Here is a 13,783-nt window from a genome sequence, read left to right as displayed (position 1 = left end):
CGCTTGCGTGTTTGGATCATTCGTTTGGCGGCGTGGTCGGCTTGGCTTCACTGCCGAAGCTGCCATCGGCCTCGGCGGCCAGGTAGGCGAACACCGTGTAGGCCGCTACGTTCTGCGCCAGGGCGGCCGGGTCGATCTTGTCCAAGGTATCGTCGGCGGTGTGGTGCAGGTGGAAGTAGTCGCTGCCATCCTGCGCCAGCCACGCCCACGCGCCCCCCTTGGCGGCCAGCGGACCCACGTCCGGGCCGGGGCCCCCCTTGTCCGCGGCGTACTCGATGCCGAGCGGCTTGAGCACCTCGGCGATCTGGCGGGTCGCTTCGCGCGAGTTCGCCGGGTTCGGCGAGCCGGTGTTGAAGGCATAGATGCGGCCCGCACCGAAATCGCTTTCGGCCGCGAGCTGGTGCAGCACGACGTCCTTGGCATGCGCTTCGGCATACGCCTTGCCGCCGTACAGGCCCTGCTCCTCGTTGGCGAAGGCAACCACGCGGATGGTGCGCTTGGGCGCCTGCTTGAGCTGGCCGATCAGATGGCCGGCCGCCATGGTGATGCCCACGCCCGCACCGTCATCCACCGCGCCGGTGCCCAGGTCCCAGGAATCGAGGTGACCACCGATCACCACCACTTCCTTGGGCAGGCTGCGCCCGGTGATCTCGCCGATCACGTTGTACGAGGTGGCCTTGCCATCCCAGCCGCAATCCAGGCTGAGCTTGAGCGTGGTGCTGCCCAGCGCGACCAGGCGCGCCAGCTGGTTGGCATCGGGTACCGACAGCGCCGCGGCCGGAACCGGGGTCAGGCCGTCATCGAAGCGGGTAATGCCCGTATGCGGCACGCGGTGCGAGTCGGTACCGGCCGACCGCATCACGAAGCCGATCGCACCTTTGCGGATCGCCTCGGAGGGGCCCTTGCTGCGCACCGCGCCGCCGTTGCCGTAATCGCGGCCATCGCGGTAGGCGGTCATCTGGTAATCGACGAAGGCGATCTTGCCCTTCAGTGAGCCCTCCGGCGCGGCCTGCAGCGCGGCCAGGTCGGCGAAGCGCACCACTTCCGCCTCCACCGTGCCACCCGGGCTGCCGCCGAGCGCGGTGATGGTCAGCGGCTGGGCATGCTTGCCGATCACTTCGGCGTGCTCACTGCGGCGCTCCCACTTGGGGAAGGTGACCGGCTCGGTCCAGACTTTGTCGAAGCCCAGCGATTTGAACTTGGCCACCGCCCAGGCCACGGCGCGTGCGTCGGCTTCACTGCCGGCGATGCGCGGGCCGATCTCGGTGGTCAGCGACTCGACCACCTTCCAGCCGGTGTCGTCCTTGAGGGCCTGCTCACGCAGCTCGGCGGCGGTGGCGAGCGATGTCGGCGGCAGCGTGGTGATACCGGTCGCCGCGAACGCGGGTGCGGCCAGCAGGGCGAGGGAAGATGCGATGGCAAGGACGCGGCGACGCATGGACGAACTCCGGGGAAGCGGGGCGGAAGCGTCCGAGCTTACCAGCCTCCCCGGCGCGTACATGGGCGGGAGGTCATGCTCCGGCGGATGCTGATTTCCAAAAGCGAAAGCCCCGCCAGGGCGGGGCTTTCAGGTAGTGCCGGCCGCTGGCCGGCTCCGCGCGATGCAGGATATCCGTTGAGCCGGCCAGCGGCCGGCATTACCGGGAGTGCGGTCTTACTGCTTCAGGTTGTCGCGGATCTCGCGCAGCAGCAGTACTTCTTCACTCGGCGCCGCCGGGGCGGCCGGCTCGGCCTGCTTCTTGCGAGCCAGGCGGTTGATGAACTTCACGACCATGAAGATCGCAAAGGCCACGATCACGAACTGCACGACGGTGTTGAGGAAATCGCCGTAGCCGATCACCACGGCCGGAATCTCCTTGCCGTCTTCGGCAATCCGTGCCGGCGCCAGGGTCCAGGCCAGCTCGGAGAAGTCCACACGGCCGATCACCCAGCCCAGCGGCGGCATGATGATCTTGTCCACCAGCGCGGTGACGATCTTGCCGAACGCCGCACCGATGACCACACCGACCGCCAGGTCGATGACGTTGCCACGCATGGCGAATTCTTTGAACTCAGTCAGTACACCCATCGGGCTCTCCTGTCGTAGTGGGGGAATCAAATGACGCCGCAGCGTAACGCAGCCATTGTCATCCGGCGATGATGCCGTGGCGCTCGGCCACGTTTTCCAGGCGTGCGCTGAAACGGTCGCCGGGCTTCAACGCGGCCACGCCGGAGGGCGTCCCCATGAAGACCAGATCGCCCGCGCGCAGCGCCCATAGTTTGGAGAGTTCGTGCAGGATCTCCGGCACGTTCCAGATCATCTGGTCCAGCAGCGACTGCTGGCGCACTTCGCCATTGATCTCCAGCGACAGATTGAGGGCGGCCAGATCGCCCACTTCGCCGGCCGGCACGAGTTCGCTCACCGGGGCGGACTGATCGAAGCCCTTGGCCGGGTCCCACGGGTGGCCCTTGGCCTTGGCCTGCGCCTGCAGATCGCGGCGGGTCAGGTCCAGGCCGACGCCGTACCCGAACACCAGCGCTTCGGCCTGGTCGACCGGCAGCTCGCCGGCGGGCGCGTCCTTCCCGATCGCCACCACCAGTTCCACCTCGTGGTGCAGGTCCTGGGTGGCAAGCGGGTAGGGGATCACATCGTCATGCCCGACCACGATGGCATCGGCCGGCTTGCTGAAGAACATCGGCCGGCCGCGGTCATCGGCGGCGGGCACGGCCGCGCCCATTTCGCGCGCGTGATCGGCGAAGTTGCGGCCCACGCAGTAGATGCGACGCACCGGGAAGGTACCGCCACCGGCGACCGGGATGCGGGGCTGCTCGGGGGTGGGGATTACATCGGTCATGCGCGCGTCCTGTGGAGAGGTTTCGCCGCAGTCTAGAGCGTTTTTCCGCTCCCACAAACAGAAACGGCCGCGCAGGGCGCGGCCGTCATCAGGAGGAAAGCGCGTCGATCAACGCGACATCGGCAAGGCCTGCTTGCGGACCACGCGGTATTCACCGTCCACAACCTGCGACGGAGCGGTGCGCGCATTCTTGCGCTGGGCGAGCAGCTTCCATGCCAGGCCGGCGATGATCATCGCCGCGCCCACGAACACACCGACGAACACCAGCGCGGCCAGGATCGCCAGGCCCAACAGACCGACCGCCACGCGCACCAGCGGGTGGCGCGGCTTGCGCGGCGCGAACAGGGTGCGGAACTGGTTGAACTGGAAGATGCGGCTGTACATGGCACTCTTTTTGGCTGAGGTCAGCAGGGGACGAGTATCCGTGCTGGCTTTTGTCATTGAGTGAAAAAGTCGTTAAACGTAGCGCGCGTTCATTGCAAATCAATGACTTGTATTCATCCGGCAGCCAGTGACATGAGCGCGTGAGACACTGTGCTTCCGTTGCCTGTTGCTGGATGCCATGTCCTCGCCCGAGACCACCGCCACCGCCCTCATTGCCCTGGATGCCATTGCCGACGGGGGTTTTGCCGACATCGATGCACGCATCGAAGGTGACAGCGAATCGGTGGTGCTGTACCGCGACGGTGATCAGGTGCGCGCCTGGCTGAACATCTGCCCGCACGCCGGGCGCCGGCTGGACTGGGCGCCGGGTCAGTTCCTCAAAAGCAAGGAAGGCCACCTGGTCTGCGCCGCACATGGCGCCTCGTTCTCGCTGGACAACGGCGACTGCGTGGCCGGGCCATGCCGCGGTGATCGGCTGCGCACGGTGCCGGTGCAGGTGCGCGACGGGCAGGTCTGGCTGGGGTGATCCCTAGAACATCAGGTTGATCATCAGCACCACCACCACCGTATAGATCAACGACAGCGGTGCGCCGACGCGCCACAACTCGCGCGGGGTGTAATTGGCCGGGCCGGTGATCATCGAAATCACCGGGTTGGACGCCGTCATCAGGTTGTTCGACGCCGACAACGCCACGATCAGCGCGAACGCCGTCGGGCTGCCACCGGCCGCCAGCGCCAGGTTCACTGCGATGGGCACCATCACGATCGTCGCGCCCACATGGCTGATCACCAGCGAGAACATCGTGGTCAGCAAGGCCAGCGCGATCTCCAGCACCCATACCGGGATGCCGGTCGGCAGGCGGTCGATGGTGTGGCCGGCGATCCATGCCGCCGCGCCACTGCTGTCCATCGCCCAGCCAAGCGGAATCAGCCCGGCCATCATGAACACCGTTTTCCAGTTGATCGAGGCGTAGGCCTCGTCCATGCGCAGCACGCCGGTGAGCAGCATGCCGGCCACGCCGGTCATCAGGGTCAGCGCCACCGGCAGCTTGGAGGTCAGCGCGATCAGGATGGTGATGGCGAAGATGCTCATCGCGATCTTGAATTTGTGCGGCCGCTGCTCCCCCTTGGGGTAATCGGTGACCACCACGAAGTCGCGGCTCTTGGCCGCCTGCGCCAGGTCGGTCCAGATGCTGTGGAAGACCAGCATGTCGCCGGCGCGCAGCGCGACGTTGCGCACGTCTTCGCGGATCACCTGCTTGTCGCGGTTGATCGCCAGCAGGCTGATGCCGCGCTGTTTGCGCAGGCGCAGGTCCGAGGCGCTCTTGCCGATCACATCGGAGGTCGGCGGCACCACCGCTTCGGAAATGCCGGCGCGGCTCGGGTTGAACAGATCGCCCAGGTGCTTCAGCCGCGACGACATCCGCAGGAACTGGTTCTGCGCGAAATCGCTGACCTGCTGGCGCGCGCCCATCACGCCGAGCACGCTGCCCACCCAGATCCGCATCTCCGCTGGCGGGGCCAGGCGGGTGTCGTTGCCGGTCTTGAGCGCCAGCAGCAGCGGCGCATCGTGCACGTTCTCGGCTTCGCCCAGGGTCATGCCGACCAGCGGGCTCTCGGCGGTGACCACCAGCTCGAACACATCGCCTTCGATGCCGTAGGTCTTGGCGAAGTAGCTTTCGGTGCGAGAGGGGGTGACGCCGTCGTTGGCCAGCGTCTCTTCTTCCACCAGCTTGCGGTCGCCGAAATAGCGGAAGTACAGCAGCGAGGCGATCAGCAGCGCCACGCCGATCGGCAGCGGCGCGAACATGCGCAGCGGCTCGATGGTGGCCAGGCCGGAGGGCAGGTTGTTGTTGGCCGAGGCCAGCAGATCGTTGAGCAGGATCAGCGGCGAGTTGCCGACCATGGTCAGCGCGCCACCCATCACGATGGCCGCGGCGATCGGCAGCAGCAGGCGCTGCAGGGTCAGCCCGGTGCGCGCGGCCAGGCGCGAGGCGACCGGCAGGTACAGCGCCATCACTGAAGGGTTCTGCATGAACGAGGAGTTCAACCCGGCGATCGCCGTGGTCATCATCAGCAGGCGCGTTTCCACGCCATGCCCGCGCCGCAGCAGCCAGGCCGCCAAACGGTTCAAGGCCCCGGTGCGGTCCAGCCCCGCGCCGAGGATGGTGGTGGCGATGATGCTCATCACCGCGTTACCGGAGAAGCCCCCGAAGATCTCTTCCGGGGCGATCAGGCCGGTGACGCCGAGCACCACCAGCACCACCAGCGCCACCACGTCGGCGCGGATGCGCTCGAACAGGAACATCGCCATCGTGAAGCCGACCAGCCCGAGAACGAGCTTCATGTCGGTAGTCAGCGTCAGCGCGGTATCCATGGGGTGGCGCGGTTCCTTGTCGGATCAGGTGCGGTCGTACAACAGGTCCCACACGCCATGGCCGAGTTTCTGGCCACGGGTTTCGAAATGGGTCTGCGGGCGCCATTCCGGCCGCTCCACCTGCCCGCGCGGGCCGGCACGGTTGGTCAGCCCGGCGGTGGCATCGAGCACGTCCCACATCTGCTCGGCATAGTCTTCCCAGTCCGTGGCGCAGTGCAGGCGGCCACCGACGCGCAGCTTGCGCACCAGCAGGTCGGCAAAGCCGGGCTGGATCAGGCGACGCTTGTTGTGCCGCTTTTTGTGCCACGGGTCCGGGAAATAGATGCGCACTTCATCCAGCGCGCCATCGGCGATTTCCTTCTCCAGCACCTCCACGGCATCGTGGTGGTACAGGCGCACGTGGTCGGCGTTGTCGTCGGCCAGGGCATTGAGCAGGCGGCCCACGCCGGGGGCATGCACTTCCAGCCCGATGTAATCGCGGCTCGGGTCCTGCTGCGCGGCAAAACGCAGCGCGGCACCGTTGCCGAAGCCGATTTCCAGCACCTTGTGCGCATCGCGCCCGAAGGTGGCCTGCAGATCGCGCGGCTCACCGGTGAAATCCAGCCCGAAACGCGGCCAGCGATCATCGAATGCCCGCTGCTGGGCGGGGGTGAAGCGGCCCTGGCGCAGCACGAAACTGCGGACCTCGCGGCGGCCTTCGGTGATGGTAAAGGGCTTGGGCGGCGCCTTGGCACCGGCGCTGTCGAAAGGATTGGTCATCAGCCGATCAACCCGTCGATCGGCGAGGAGGCACTGGCGTAGCGCTTGCGCGGAATGCGGCCGGCCAGGAAGGCCTCGCGGCCCGCTTCCACGGCCTTGCGCATCGCGCTGGCCATCAGCACCGGGTTGCGCGCGCCGGCGATGGCGGTGTTCATCAGCACGCCGTCGCAGCCCAGCTCCATCGCGATTGCCGCATCGGAGGCGGTGCCGACGCCGGCATCGACGATGATCGGCACCTTGGCGTCTTCGATGATCTGCAGCAGGTTGTACTTGTTCTGGATGCCCAGGCCCGAACCGATCGGCGCGGCCAGCGGCATCACCGCAGCGCAGCCGATCTCTTCCAGGCGCTTGGCCAGGATCGGATCGTCGGAGGTATAGACCATCACCTCGAAGCCATCCTTGACCAGTTGCTCGGCGGCCTTGAGGGTCTGCACCACATCCGGGTACAGGCTCTTCTGGTCGCCCAGCACTTCCAGCTTGGTCAGGTTGTGGCCGTCCAGCAGCTCGCGGGCCAGCCGGCACGTGCGTACGGCATCCTCGGCGGTATAACAGCCGGCGGTGTTGGGCAGGATGGTGTAACGGTCCGGCGGCAGCACGTCGAGCAGGTTCGGCTCGCCGGGGTTCTGCCCGATGTTGGTGCGGCGGATCGCCACGGTGACGATCCGGGCGCCGGCGGCCTCGGTGGCCAGGCGGGTTTCTTCCAGATCCTTGAACTTGCCGGTGCCGGTGAGCAGGCGGGAAGCATAGGTCTTGCCGGCGATCACCAGCGAATCAGTAGGGACAGGTGCATTCATGGCCCGAATTATCGCCTATCGCGCGTCACGATGCTGCCTCAGCCGCCACCCAGCGCATGCACGATCTCGACCACGTCGCCCTCGCACAGGCCATGGCTGGCGTGCCGGCTGCGGGTCACGATCTCACCGTTGACCTCGACCGCCACCCGGCGCTCGAGCAGCTGCTCGCTGAGCAGCAGGTCATGGACGGTAGCGGTGTGCGGAAGCTGGCGGTTCTCGCCGTTGAGCTGGATGTTCATGACGGTATTGTCCCCCAATCACCCCACAGTGCGTACCCTGTGCGCCCCGCGGCAGAGGTGCCGCGAGCGCCAGGCCAACGATGGCCGGGCGGCGGGGCTGGGGCGGTCATGCCGCAGCGCAGCGTGATGCGGGCCGGGTGCAGTGGAAACATGGCACCGTGCGCCGGCGTACGTCCGCCGTCTTCCCCACCCTCAAGGAGTTTTCATGTTGCTCAGCAAACGCCCGATCCGTTCCCTCATGGCCGTGGCCATCGCCCTGGCGGCGGTGCCGGCCATGGCACAGTCGCCGTACACCAAGACCGTCTTCATCGGCGACAGCCTGACCGACGCCGGCTACTTCCGCCCGCTGCTGCCGGCCGCGGTGCGGCCGGTGACTGGCCAGTTCACCACCAACCCGGGCTGGACCTGGGCTGAGCACGTGGCCAACTACTACGGCACCAACGGCGCTGCCCACGGCAACGGCCAGAACGGTGACAACTACGCCATCGGCGGCGCCCGTGTCGGCGTGGACACCAGCCAGGTGCTCGCCCCGGGTACCCCGGCCGTGCCGGTGTACTCGCTCAAGACCCAGACCGCGCAGTACCTGGCGGCCAACGGTGGCAAGGCCGACCCGAACGCGCTGTACACCGTGTGGGGCGGTGCCAATGACCTGTTCGCCATCCAGGCCGGCGCACCGCTGGTCCCGACCCTGACCGGTGCCGTCACCGACCAGGTCGGCATCGTCGGCACCCTGAAAGCTGCTGGCGCCGAGTACATCGTGGTGCCGACCATTCCGGACGTCGGCCTCACCCCGGGCGCCCGCGCCGGTGGCCCGGCCGGCATGGCCGCCGGTACCGCGCTGGCCAAGGCCTACAACGACGCCCTGTTCGGTGGCCTGAAGGCCGCCGGCCTGCAGGTGATTCCGGTGGATACCTTCCACATCCTGCAGGAAATCGTCGCCAACCCGGGCCAGTACGGCTTCGTCAACGTGACCAGCCCGGCCTGCACCACGGCTTCCTCGCTGACCTGCAACCCGACCAGCTACGTCACCCCGGACGCCGCCAACAGCTACGTGTTTGCCGATGGTGTGCACCCGACCACCGCCACCCACGAGATGCTGGGCCAGTACACGCTGTCGATCCTGGAAGCCCCGCGCAACCAGCAGATCCTGACCCACTCGGCGCAGACCATCGGCCGCTCGCGCGCTGACCAGGTCAGCTGGCACGTGGATGGCCGTCCGGCCGACGGCCTGAGCTGGTGGGGCAACCTGCGCGGCGACATGCAGCGCTACGCCCACGCCGACCTGTACGACGGCATGGCCCCGGCCGGCCTGTTCGGCGTGGACTGGGCGCGGGATGGCATGGTGGTCGGCGGCTTCGCTGGCTATGGCCGCATGGACGCCGATTTCGGCAACAACAAGGGCGACTTCACCCAGTCCGACACCACGCTGGGCCTGTTCGCCGGCTGGTACGGCGAGCGCGCCTGGGTCAACGGCCAGCTCAGCTACAGCTGGCTGGACTACGACGTGACCCGCAAGCTGCAGCTCGGCCCGGCCACGCGCATCCACAAGGGTTCGCCGGAAGGCAGCAACCTGACCGCCGCGTTGAACGCCGGCTACGAGTTCGGCACCGAGGGCGGCTTCCGCCACGGTCCGGTCGCCGCCGTGATCTGGCAGAAGGTCAAGCTGGATGGCTACACCGAGTCCAACCCGAGCGCCTCGGCGCTGGGCTACGGCGACCAGGACACGGATTCGACCGTCGGCCGCGTCGGCTGGCAGGCCCGTTTCGATGGCGGCAACGTCAAGCCGTACGTGCAGGTCACCTATGACCACGAGTTCGAGGACAGCAAGCAGGCCAGCGCCTGGCTGCAGTCCATGCCGGACGTGGGCATGTACAAGGTGCCGGGCCTGGAGTTCGACCGGAACTACGCCACCGCCGTGCTGGGTGCGCGCCTGAACCTGTGGGGCCTGAGCAGCAACATCGGCATGAGCACCACCACGATGCAGAAGCGTGCACGTGACGTCTCGCTGTTCGCCAGCTTCGGCGCCAGCTTCTGATCCAACGTGCGCAGTGCCCGTTCGCGGGCGCCGCGCACGGCGGCGGAAAACGTGAAACAACAGGCGGCCCAGTGCCGCCCGTTGCGTTTGAGGGCCCCGCCCGAATAGACTTACGCCGCGCCTTGCGGGTGTAGCTCAATGGTAGAGCTGTAGCTTCCCAAGCTACTGACGAGGGTTCGATTCCCTTCACCCGCTCCATAATCCACTGGGCTTTCGTGGAGACCGGCGTTCCGTCACTTCAGGACGACCCGCTATCCAACCCCCAACGCTGCAAGCGCACGACATCGAGCGCCGGCAACAGGTGGGGTCAATTGGGTGGATTGCATCCGGTGGAATTTTTCAAACACCGTGAGAGTGCGCCGTAGCACAGAACTTGGCCGGTTGGTTTGGCCATGCACGCTTGATAGGCGATGTAACAAGCATCACAGGGCGTCGATTGAGCAGTGGCAGAGCCAATGCCCAGCGTGAGCGCGACAGCCGCAATAGCAACAGACAGCCTGAGTCCAATCTTCATGCCATGTCTCCGTTGATCGCCCTCCATGGGCGCAACTGACGCTACAGACAGTGTGGTGCCCTTTCAATCTTGCAGTGCCGCATCCGCGATGATCAGGCTCGGACCTGTCAGGCCATGCTGGCACCAGCGTGGCCGGGTCCCGCCGTACATCCACTTCGGCGGGGACTGACACCTCGGCCACACACGCCACACGCTATGCTTCGCGCTTTCCAGCCCCTGCGCCGCGATGAAACTGGCCATCCTCTCCCGCAACAGCAAGTTGTACTCCACGCGCCGCCTGGTAGAGGCTGCACGTGCGCGCGGCCATACCGTACGCATCCTCGATCCGCTGCGCTGTTACATGCGCATCGCCGCGGATGGCTTCACGATGCATTACAAGGGGCGGCCGATCACCGGGGTGGACGCGGTGATCCCGCGCATCGGTGCCTCGGTCACTCGCTACGGGACGGCCGTGCTGCGCCAGTTCGAGATGATGGGCGCGCGTACGCCCAACCCCTCCGATGCGATCCTGCGCGCCCGCGACAAGCTGCGTGCCCACCAGATCCTGGCCTCCAAGGGCATCGACATGCCGGTCACGGTGTTCGGTGACAACCCGGACGACACCGTCGATCTGCTCTCCATGCTGGGCCCACCGCCACACGTGGTGAAGCTCAACGAAGGCACGCAGGGCCGCGGCGTGATCCTGACCGAGAAGGCCAGCGCCTCGCGCGGCATCGTGGAGGCGCTGCGCGGGCTGTACGCCAACTTCCTCATGCAGGAGTTCATCGGCGAGGCGCAGGGTGCCGACCTGCGCTGCCTGGTGGTGGGCGATCAGGTGGTCGGGGCGATGCAGCGGCAGGCCCCGGAGGGCGATTTCCGCTCCAACCTGCATGCCGGCGGTAGTGCCCGGGCGGCCAAGGCCAGCCGGGCCGAGCAGCTGGTGGCGGTGCGCTCGGCCAAGGCGCTCGGCCTGGGCGTGGCCGGCGTGGACCTGATCCGCTCCAGCCGCGGCCCGCTGGTGCTGGAGGTCAACTCCACGCCGGGGCTGGAAGGCATCGAGGCGATCTGCCAGGCCGACCTGGCCGGGCGCATCATCGATCACGTCGCATCCCTTAAAAAGCCTGCAAATACAAAGAGTTGATGCTGGTTTGCAACGCGGGCCGGGGTCTTAACATCGGTTTAATCGGGCCGGGCGTAGGCTCTGTCGAACCGCAGCTCTGCCCTCCTCAGCAGGATCGGTAATCGGGAAACACCTTCAGGCCCAGGCGGAAACGCCTGGGCCTTTTTCTCCCTGACCAACAGCACTTGCTGCCACTGGCAGGCCCGGCATACATTCGGCGTTCACTTCAAAGCACGGATCAGCTCGACATGAAGCGTTTGACGATGGCCATGGCGGCCGCAGCACTGGCACTGGCAATGGGAAGCGCCGCCGCGGCGCCGAAGAACAAGGAAATCTTTGAGCCCGGCAAGCCGATGGCTGAACAGATCACCAAGATCGAAGCAGACTTGAGCAACGGTGAGACCTACTCGGAAATCACCGTGGATCAGCGCAGCCGGGTCCGGCAGGCCTTGGGGCACATGCGTGGCATCATCGAGCGGAGCGGCGGCGAGGGTTCCTTGTCTGCGGCCAGCCGCACCGAACTGTTCAACGACCAGCAGGTGGTGAACACCGTTTTGACACAGGCGCGCGAAGATAGCCGTCTAATATGCAGGCGTGAGCGCGTGGTGGGCTCCAACATGCCGCAGACGCAGTGCATGACGGTCGCCCAGCGGGAACGGATCAAGAACACGTCCCAGAGCAGCATGGACCAAGCGCAGCGCGTTGGTCGTTTCTCCAACTAGAGGTCACAGTGCGAATCCTTGTAATCGAAGACAACAGCGACATTGCCGCCAACCTGGGCGACTACCTCGAGGACCGCGGGCACACCGTGGACTTCGCGGCCGATGGCGTCACCGGCCTGCACCTGGCGGTCGTCCATGAGTTCGACGCGATCGTGCTGGATCTCAACCTGCCCGGCATGGATGGGATCGAGGTCTGCCGCAAGCTTCGCAATGAAGCACGCAAGCAGACCCCGGTGCTGATGCTGACGGCTCGCGATTCCCTGGATAACAAACTGGCCGGCTTCGATTCCGGTGCCGATGACTACCTGATCAAGCCGTTCGCGCTGCAGGAGGTCGAGGTGCGTCTGAACGCCCTGTCGCGTCGCGGCAAGGGCGTGCAGACCCGCGTGCTGGAAACCGGCGATCTGGAATACAACCTGGATACGCTGGAAGTGCGCCGGCAGGGCAAACTGCTGCAGCTCAACCCGACCGCACTGAAGATCCTGCAGGCGCTGATGGAGGCCGCACCGGCCGTCGTCACCCGCCAGGAACTGGAAACCCGCGTCTGGGGCGAAGAGCTCCCGGATTCGGACTCCCTGCGCGTGCACATCCATGGCCTGCGCGCCGTAGTCGACAAGCCCTTCGAAGTGCCGATGATCCAGACCCGCCATGGCATCGGATACCGCATCGCCGCGCCGGAAGCCTGATCCGGTGACGGGCAAGGGGGAGCGTCGCCGCGCGCCATACCGGCGACGGCTGCGCAGCCGCATCATCGTCTCGTTCGTGCTGTTGGGCTTCTGCCTGACCACGCTGTTTGCGTTCGCCACCAATTGGGCGCGTGCCCGTGTGGAGAACCAGCTCGTCGAAGACGTGATGAACCGCAATATCGATGAGTTCGCCAAGCGCTTCTATTCCGACCGTACCCGTAACCCGGATCTGCCTGTGCAGCAGATGCGGGCCTTCGCGTATCCGCGCGAAATGCTGGACCGTGTACGGGTAGAACGGGCGGAATGGGCGGCATTGCCAAACGGCAACCACAACGTGAGCGGCCTGGACGAAGAGGGCAGGCCTTACGCCTACAAATTGGCGGTCCGCAAAGCTGACGATGCCTGGTTCTTCCTTGCCTATGACATGACCGAGGCCACCCGCGGGGAGGTCCAGCTCAAGCGCGCGCTGTGGATTTCGGTGCTGGTATTCAGTGCCCTGTCCCTCGTGCTGGGCTGGTGGTCCGCCTCCAAGGTGATGAAGCCTGTGTCGGACCTGGCCGCTCGCCTGCGTGCGTATCGCGGTGGCACCAGCGAGCCCGAGCCGCTGGCACCGCGCTTCCCGGACGATGAAGTGGGCCAGCTCGCCCAGGCGCTGGATGACTACTCCGCGCGCCTCACCGAGGTCGTACAGCGCGACCGCGAGTTCAACGCGGACGTCAGCCACGAGCTGCGCACGCCGCTGGCGGTGATCCGCGGCGCCACCGAGCTGCTGCTGACACGCCCGGATCTCGATCCCAAAGTGCTGCAGCGCCTGCAGCGCATCCAGCGCGCCGAGCAGCAATGCACCGACCTGATCGGTGCGCTGTTGCTGCTCTCGCGCAATGAGCGCGGGCAGGGCAGCAGCAATGTCGCCCGGGTCTCCGAGCAGCTTCTGGATTCGCACCGTGCCCAGCTCGGCGGCAAACCGCTGGAACTGATCCTGGAAGGCAACCACGACCTGGTGATCGATGCGCCGGAATCGGCCCTCTCGGTCGCGTTGGGCAACCTGATCGGCAATGCCGTGAAGTATTCCAAGGAAGGCGCGGTGCGCGTGCGCGTGGGCAACAACGCAGTCGAAGTGATCGACAGCGGCCCTGGCCTGAGCGAGGAAGATGCGGCCAAGCTGTTCCAGCGTGGCTACCGCGGCACGCATGCGGGGCACTCGCAGGGCGGCGGCATCGGCCTGTCCATCGTCAGCCGCCTGTGCGACCTCTATGGCTGGCAGGTCAACGTGCGGCCAGGCGCCGGGCGCGGCGTGATCGCCACGCTGACCTTCTCGCCCGCCTGACACGGCAGAGCCG

At 66.5% G+C, this 13,783-nt stretch carries 14 protein-coding genes and 1 tRNA gene; 7 read left to right on the top strand and 8 right to left on the bottom strand.

The genetic code is table 11. From position 1 onward, the window contains the following. Nucleotides 1-16: 16 nt before the first annotated feature. The 4 genes from ACTT2I_RS13910 to ACTT2I_RS13895 all read right to left on the bottom strand — a co-directional run bounded on the left by ACTT2I_RS13910 (nucleotide 17) and on the right by ACTT2I_RS13895 (nucleotide 3,218). Nucleotides 17-1,438 carry a M28 family peptidase gene (locus ACTT2I_RS13910; protein ID WP_421099074.1) on the bottom strand — a complete coding sequence of 474 codons (1,422 nt, stop codon included), beginning with the start codon at nucleotides 1,436-1,438 and terminating at the stop codon, nucleotides 17-19. Nucleotides 1,439-1,654: 216 nt separating this feature from the next. Next, complete coding sequence (mscL, locus tag ACTT2I_RS13905) at nucleotides 1,655-2,068, bottom strand: large-conductance mechanosensitive channel protein MscL (RefSeq protein WP_088432715.1); 414 nt, start codon at nucleotides 2,066-2,068, stop codon at nucleotides 1,655-1,657. Between the two features lie 58 nt (nucleotides 2,069-2,126). Further along, nucleotides 2,127-2,834 carry a fumarylacetoacetate hydrolase family protein gene (locus ACTT2I_RS13900; protein WP_019183922.1) on the bottom strand — a complete coding sequence of 236 codons (708 nt, stop codon included), beginning with the start codon at nucleotides 2,832-2,834 and terminating at the stop codon, nucleotides 2,127-2,129. A 108-nt stretch (nucleotides 2,835-2,942) separates the two neighbouring features. After that, nucleotides 2,943-3,218, bottom strand: a complete 276-nt coding sequence (locus tag ACTT2I_RS13895) for a hypothetical protein (RefSeq protein WP_019183923.1) — start codon at nucleotides 3,216-3,218, stop codon at nucleotides 2,943-2,945. 178 nt (nucleotides 3,219-3,396) lie between these two features. On the opposite strand from ACTT2I_RS13895, the gene ACTT2I_RS13890 reads away from it, so the two are divergent. Further along, on the top strand, nucleotides 3,397-3,744 hold the full coding sequence (locus ACTT2I_RS13890) for a Rieske (2Fe-2S) protein (RefSeq protein WP_088432745.1): 348 nt from the start codon (nucleotides 3,397-3,399) through the stop codon (nucleotides 3,742-3,744). A 3-nt stretch (nucleotides 3,745-3,747) separates the two neighbouring features. Here ACTT2I_RS13890 and ACTT2I_RS13885 read toward each other — a convergent pair whose 3' ends face one another. Genes ACTT2I_RS13885 through thiS form a run of 4 tightly spaced genes read right to left on the bottom strand, consistent with a single transcriptional unit; the run spans nucleotide 3,748 to nucleotide 7,387 of the window. Next, the gene (locus tag ACTT2I_RS13885) at nucleotides 3,748-5,595 is read right to left on the bottom strand and encodes an SLC13 family permease (RefSeq protein ID WP_019183925.1); all 1,848 of its coding nucleotides are present in this window, start codon (nucleotides 5,593-5,595) and stop codon (nucleotides 3,748-3,750) included. A 24-nt stretch (nucleotides 5,596-5,619) separates the two neighbouring features. Next, complete coding sequence (trmB, locus tag ACTT2I_RS13880) at nucleotides 5,620-6,354, bottom strand: tRNA (guanosine(46)-N7)-methyltransferase TrmB (RefSeq protein WP_088432716.1); 735 nt, start codon at nucleotides 6,352-6,354, stop codon at nucleotides 5,620-5,622. After that, nucleotides 6,354-7,148, bottom strand: coding sequence for a thiazole synthase (locus ACTT2I_RS13875; protein WP_019183927.1), 795 nt, complete (start codon nucleotides 7,146-7,148; stop codon nucleotides 6,354-6,356). Before ACTT2I_RS13875 ends, trmB begins: the two co-directional genes overlap by 1 nt. Nucleotides 7,149-7,186: 38 nt before the next feature. Continuing rightward, a complete protein-coding gene (gene thiS, locus ACTT2I_RS13870; RefSeq protein WP_088432718.1) occupies nucleotides 7,187-7,387 on the bottom strand; it encodes a sulfur carrier protein ThiS in 201 nt (66 codons plus the stop codon). A gap of 205 nt (nucleotides 7,388-7,592) precedes the next feature. Between thiS and ACTT2I_RS13865 the strand changes: the two genes are divergently transcribed. From ACTT2I_RS13865 to ACTT2I_RS13840, 6 genes are all read left to right on the top strand, one after another. After that, nucleotides 7,593-9,422, top strand: a complete 1,830-nt coding sequence (locus ACTT2I_RS13865) for an autotransporter outer membrane beta-barrel domain-containing protein (RefSeq protein ID WP_088432719.1) — start codon at nucleotides 7,593-7,595, stop codon at nucleotides 9,420-9,422. A 124-nt stretch (nucleotides 9,423-9,546) separates the two neighbouring features. Beyond that, nucleotides 9,547-9,620 (top strand) — tRNA-Gly (locus ACTT2I_RS13860). Nucleotides 9,621-10,162: 542 nt separating this feature from the next. Continuing rightward, the gene (gene rimK / locus ACTT2I_RS13855) at nucleotides 10,163-11,056 is read left to right on the top strand and encodes a 30S ribosomal protein S6--L-glutamate ligase (RefSeq protein WP_179460223.1); all 894 of its coding nucleotides are present in this window, start codon (nucleotides 10,163-10,165) and stop codon (nucleotides 11,054-11,056) included. A gap of 227 nt (nucleotides 11,057-11,283) precedes the next feature. Next, the gene (locus ACTT2I_RS13850) at nucleotides 11,284-11,757 is read left to right on the top strand and encodes a hypothetical protein (RefSeq protein ID WP_088432722.1); all 474 of its coding nucleotides are present in this window, start codon (nucleotides 11,284-11,286) and stop codon (nucleotides 11,755-11,757) included. A gap of 8 nt (nucleotides 11,758-11,765) precedes the next feature. After that, nucleotides 11,766-12,443, top strand: coding sequence for a response regulator transcription factor (locus ACTT2I_RS13845; RefSeq protein ID WP_088432723.1), 678 nt, complete (start codon nucleotides 11,766-11,768; stop codon nucleotides 12,441-12,443). Next, nucleotides 12,406-13,770: a sensor histidine kinase gene (locus ACTT2I_RS13840; RefSeq protein WP_421099075.1), complete on the top strand. Its 1,365-nt coding sequence runs from the start codon at nucleotides 12,406-12,408 to the stop codon at nucleotides 13,768-13,770. The genes ACTT2I_RS13845 and ACTT2I_RS13840 overlap by 38 nt, the downstream gene beginning before the upstream one ends. Nucleotides 13,771-13,783 lie beyond the last annotated feature (13 nt).

This window comes from Stenotrophomonas sp. PUT21, assembly GCF_052232875.1.
Taxonomy (GTDB): Bacteria; Pseudomonadota; Gammaproteobacteria; order Xanthomonadales; family Xanthomonadaceae; genus Stenotrophomonas; species Stenotrophomonas maltophilia_N.
Note: the sequence above shows the minus strand (reverse complement) of the source record. Positions and strands in the feature narration are given on the sequence as shown.

Bases quoted from the DNA above. Each gene is read 5' to 3' on its own strand.
- ACTT2I_RS13910 (WP_421099074.1), bottom strand. From the start codon at position 1,438: ATGCGTCGCCGCGTCCTTGCCATCGCATCTTCCCTCGCCCTGCTGGCC.
- mscL (WP_088432715.1), bottom strand. From the start codon at position 2,068: ATGGGTGTACTGACTGAGTTCAAAGAATTCGCCATGCGTGGCAACGTC.
- ACTT2I_RS13900 (WP_019183922.1), bottom strand. From the start codon at position 2,834: ATGACCGATGTAATCCCCACCCCCGAGCAGCCCCGCATCCCGGTCGCC.
- ACTT2I_RS13895 (WP_019183923.1), bottom strand. From the start codon at position 3,218: ATGTACAGCCGCATCTTCCAGTTCAACCAGTTCCGCACCCTGTTCGCG.
- ACTT2I_RS13890 (WP_088432745.1), top strand. From the start codon at position 3,397: ATGTCCTCGCCCGAGACCACCGCCACCGCCCTCATTGCCCTGGATGCC.
- ACTT2I_RS13885 (WP_019183925.1), bottom strand. From the start codon at position 5,595: ATGGATACCGCGCTGACGCTGACTACCGACATGAAGCTCGTTCTCGGG.
- trmB (WP_088432716.1), bottom strand. From the start codon at position 6,354: ATGACCAATCCTTTCGACAGCGCCGGTGCCAAGGCGCCGCCCAAGCCC.
- ACTT2I_RS13875 (WP_019183927.1), bottom strand. From the start codon at position 7,148: ATGAATGCACCTGTCCCTACTGATTCGCTGGTGATCGCCGGCAAGACC.
- thiS (WP_088432718.1), bottom strand. From the start codon at position 7,387: ATGAACATCCAGCTCAACGGCGAGAACCGCCAGCTTCCGCACACCGCT.
- ACTT2I_RS13865 (WP_088432719.1), top strand. From the start codon at position 7,593: ATGTTGCTCAGCAAACGCCCGATCCGTTCCCTCATGGCCGTGGCCATC.
- rimK (WP_179460223.1), top strand. From the start codon at position 10,163: ATGAAACTGGCCATCCTCTCCCGCAACAGCAAGTTGTACTCCACGCGC.
- ACTT2I_RS13850 (WP_088432722.1), top strand. From the start codon at position 11,284: ATGAAGCGTTTGACGATGGCCATGGCGGCCGCAGCACTGGCACTGGCA.
- ACTT2I_RS13840 (WP_421099075.1), top strand. From the start codon at position 12,406: ATGGCATCGGATACCGCATCGCCGCGCCGGAAGCCTGATCCGGTGACG.